Here is a 552-nt window from a genome sequence, read left to right on the forward strand (position 1 = left end):
TGCCGCAGCTTCGGTGCATGGTTTAGCCCCGTTACATCTTCCGCGCAGGCCGACTCGACCAGTGAGCTATTACGCTTTCTTTAAATGATGGCTGCTTCTAAGCCAACATCCTGGCTGTCTGTGCCTTCCCACATCGTTTCCCACTTAACCATGACTTTGGGACCTTAGCTGGCGGTCTGGGTTGTTTCCCTCTTCACGACGGACGTTAGCACCCGCCGTGTGTCTCCCGTGATAACATTCTTCGGTATTCGCAGTTTGCATCGGGTTGGTAAGCCGGGATGGCCCCCTAGCCGAAACAGTGCTCTACCCCCGAAGATGAATTCACGAGGCGCTACCTAAATAGCTTTCGGGGAGAACCAGCTATCTCCCGGTTTGATTGGCCTTTCACCCCCAGCCACAAGTCATCCGCTAATTTTTCAACATTAGTCGGTTCGGTCCTCCAGTTAGTGTTACCCAACCTTCAACCTGCCCATGGCTAGATCACCGGGTTTCGGGTCTATACCTTGCAACTATTCGCCCAGTTAAGACTCGGTTTCCCTACGGCTCCCCTAT

General features: G+C 53.3%; 1 rRNA gene. It reads right to left on the reverse strand.

Annotated elements, in window-relative coordinates:
• Positions 1 to 552: ribosomal RNA gene (locus tag AC2A06_RS18815) — 23S ribosomal RNA — on the reverse strand; the annotation flags it as partial.

The organism is Serratia sp. HNCC26DJ244 (assembly GCF_057180565.1).